Below are 3,421 nucleotides of genomic sequence, written 5' to 3' on the forward strand. Positions count from 1 at the left end.
GAAATGCTGGTCACGATGCCGGAATCACCGGTCACGATAATCCGGAATTACTGGTCACGCTCGCCCGGAATACGCACCAGTTCTTGACGATTTTGATGATTGGCTCATCATCCAGGGATATCGATTTAATTCTCGCCAATGCTATGTTCTACGCTGCACAGCAATTGAAGCGTATTTCCACAAACGCCATCAACGTAGCCTGACGGCGTTGACCCCGGAGAGCCTGCGTAAGTGTTCCCGGCATTTTCGTCATCGCCCTGGCGGAATATCCCACACTGTTGGCTGCTTGCAGCGCTTTCTACAAAGTCAGCGGATCCTAGTGGCTCCCAATTCGTCTGGGGACACGTCATTCGATGCGGCCGTTTCGGCTTACCTCCACTACTTAAGCGAAGTAAGGGGATTGGCTCCGATCACCATTGAGCAACATGAGCACACGGTTTGGCAACTGTTGCATTACCAGAGCGATTCGGATTGCACCTTTCAGCTCGCCGATTTTACCCAGACCCACGTTGAGCGTTTCATCACCAATGCTGGTCGCCGCTACGGCCGAAGCACACTTCAGCATGTGATTTCTCACGTTCGCGGCTTTCTGCGATTCCTCACGGTGCGAGGCGAGGTCTCTTCTGGATTGGACCAGCAGATTGACACGCCCCGAGTCTATCGCCTGGAACACCTGCCGCGAGTATTGCCTTGGGATACGGTGTCAGCTCTGCTGCAGTCAATCGACCGCAAATGTGCCTGCGGGCTGCGCGATTACGCCATTTTCATGCTCATCGTGACCTACGGACTGCGCGGGTGCGATGTCGCCAGCTTGCGGCTAGACAACATCGACTGGCATGCCGGAGAGATTCACATCAATCAATCTAAAACCAGGCAGCCTCTGAACCTTCCTCTGACCGACCCGGTTGCTGCAGCCCTGATCGCTTATCTACGGGAGGCTCGCCCTCGCACGGCCTGCCGAGAGATCTTTTTAACCGCCGTTGCACCGATTCTGCCCATCAGGAGACAAGCCGTCGGTTACGCGTTCCGATTTCGGGTCAGGCAAAGCGGTCTCGATATCCCGTTCCGGGGTGTTCATTGCCTTCGGCATTCCTACGCAACGCATCTGCTTCGCGAAGGTGTGCCACTCAAGACCATCGGCGATCTTCTCGGCCATCGAAGCACGGAAAGCACTTGCGTGTACCTCCGGCTCGATCTTGAAGAGCTGCGTGAGGTGGCCTTGCCCCTGCCAGCCTCAGCTATTTAGGAGAGTGTGTCATGAAATTTATGGCTAAAACGAGCCTATCTCCATCGATCGGCCGCTACATCGGGTTGAAGCAGGCACTGGGTCGAGGCTTTGCGGGAGAACGTCGCGTTCTGGAAAGCCTCGAGGAGTTTATGATTGACACCAACGTCAATGCCTGGACCCAGAGCGTATTTGAGCAGTGGTGCCGGACGGTGGCCCATCTGTCACCCACGGTCCAACGCAATCGCATGCGGGTCGTGCGCAATTTTTGCCTTTACGTCAGGCGCACCGATCCGGGTTGTTTCGTGCCGGATATCGACGACTTCCCAAGGCCGCACCAGTCCGTTCAGCCCTACATCTTCACTGACGAGGAGATCAACCAACTGTTGCACGCTGCCGCAAAACTGGGGCCAGTGCCGCTTTCCCCCTTGCGGCCACAGGTCTTTCGTCTGGCGATCGTGCTGCTCAACACGACAGGAATGCGACGCGGCGAACTGGCTAACCTGACCCTTGCCGATTATGACCAACGCACGAGAAGCCTGCTCGTGCGTGAAAGCAAATTCCACAAGTCTCGGTATTTGCCGCTCTCAGATGACGCGAACAGTGAAGTGGCAATCTATCTCGCCGCCCGGCGGCGCAAGCACCTACCTGTGGCGACGGACTCGTCGCTTCTGTGGAATTGGTATCGCAATGGCTATTCGGGGTACGGCCTCGGGGACGGGATTCATGAACTCATACGTGAGACCGATATTCGTACGGCAGACGGGCGATTTCCACGTGTTCATGATATGAGGCACTCCTTCGCAATCCGTGCGCTTCTTCGCTGGTATAACGCCGGTGTCGATGTACAGGTCAAACTGCCGTTGCTCGCTACCTACATGGGACACGTGTCCATCGCTTCAACCGAATACTACCTGCCATTTGTAGCCGAACTTGCCGCTGCGGCCAGCACCCGTTTCGCCGGTCGCTACGGCACCCTCATCCGGCCGTTCTCCGACGGAGGTGCAGCATGAGATCGTCATACCCGAACACGCTTGCACGCACAGTACGATCCTTCTTTAGCGAGTATCTGACTGAACAGCGGGGCGTGAGCCGGCATACTGTGCTCAGCTACCGCGACACCCTGATCCTGCTCCTACGCTTTGTGGCTACCTCCCAGCATCATGATCCGGCAACGTTGGACCTGACGGCGATCTCTCCAGAGGCCGTTCTGGCGTTCCTGAACTACCTGGAGCAGGAACGCCACAACAAGACGTCCTCACGTAATGTGCGGCTCGCCGCCATTCATGCGTTCTTCCGCTACGTGGCAACGCACGCGCCCGAGCGGATGGAGCAGGCCCAGCGAATACTTGGGATCCCCTTCAAGCGAACACGGACCGGAACCATCGACTATCTCGAGGAAGACGAAATCCGTGCCGTCCTGGAATGTATCGATCGGAGCACGTCGCATGGTCGTCGCAATTACGCGTTACTCTCCATGCTCTTTAACACCGGTGCACGAGCCCAGGAGATTGTCGACTTGAACGCCTGCGACCTGCAGCTCGACACACCACCGCAGGTGACTTTGTTTGGCAAGGGACGCAAGAGGAGAATCTGCCCGCTTTGGCCTCAAACGGCGCAGGTATTGAAGCAGTTTTCCGAGGAAGCGCAGCTGGACATGCGATCGAATACGCCGCTCTTCCGCAACCAGCGAGGACAGCGGCTCACCCGGTTCGGTCTCGGTTACATCTTGTCGAAGTGCGTTCAGTCGGCAGCGGTCAAATGCCCGTCCCTGGCCAAGAAACGACTTCACCCCCACAGCGCCCGACATAGTACGGCGATGCTATTGCTCAAATCCGGCGTAGCCCTGGTAGACATAAGCCACTGGCTCGGTCATGTTAGCGTCAACACAACCAACCGCTATGCGAGCGCCGACCTGGAAATGAAACGTCAGGCCATTGCTCGAGCAGGGGCACTAGCTAACTCCGTCACGCCACCACGCTCGTGGCGCTGTGACACTTCCGTCATCGAGTGGCTTGCTACGCTCTAACGCCGACTTAATGGGGAGTCCGATCGCTCTGGCTCCCTTGTTTGCCGACAGCATCTTCGCTCACTCCACATTAACGACGTGTCAACATTAATCCAAAATCAGAGTGTGGGTCAGTGCCGCAAGTTCGATGAGTCGATGCCAATCGGCATTGTTGCGCGCCAGACGGG

At 56.9% G+C, this 3,421-nt stretch carries 4 protein-coding genes; all 4 read left to right on the plus strand.

From position 1 onward, the window contains the following. Nucleotides 1-203: hypothetical protein (locus AWB68_RS48650; RefSeq protein WP_160110186.1), on the plus strand; the 203-nt coding region annotated here is incomplete at its 5' end. 116 nt (nt 204-319) lie between these two features. Further along, nucleotides 320-1,246 (plus strand): site-specific integrase, encoded by a 927-nt coding sequence (locus tag AWB68_RS43300; RefSeq protein ID WP_268810988.1) that lies wholly within the window; start codon nt 320-322, stop codon nt 1,244-1,246. Nucleotides 1,247-1,257: 11 nt separating this feature from the next. Then, entirely contained in the window at nt 1,258-2,238 is a 981-nt protein-coding gene (locus AWB68_RS43305) for a tyrosine-type recombinase/integrase (RefSeq protein ID WP_200828962.1), read from the plus strand. Beyond that, nucleotides 2,235-3,254, plus strand: coding sequence for a site-specific integrase (locus tag AWB68_RS43310; protein WP_087650237.1), 1,020 nt, complete (start codon nt 2,235-2,237; stop codon nt 3,252-3,254). Before AWB68_RS43305 ends, AWB68_RS43310 begins: the two co-directional genes overlap by 4 nt. Nucleotides 3,255-3,421 lie beyond the last annotated feature (167 nt).

It is taken from the genome of Caballeronia choica, assembly GCF_001544535.1.
Lineage (GTDB): Bacteria > Pseudomonadota > Gammaproteobacteria > Burkholderiales > Burkholderiaceae > Caballeronia > Caballeronia choica.

Coding starts and splice junctions, on each gene's coding strand:
- AWB68_RS43305 (WP_200828962.1), top strand. CDS start 1,258: ATGAAATTTATGGCTAAAACGAGCCTATCTCCATCGATCGGCCGCTAC.
- AWB68_RS43310 (WP_087650237.1), top strand. CDS start 2,235: ATGAGATCGTCATACCCGAACACGCTTGCACGCACAGTACGATCCTTC.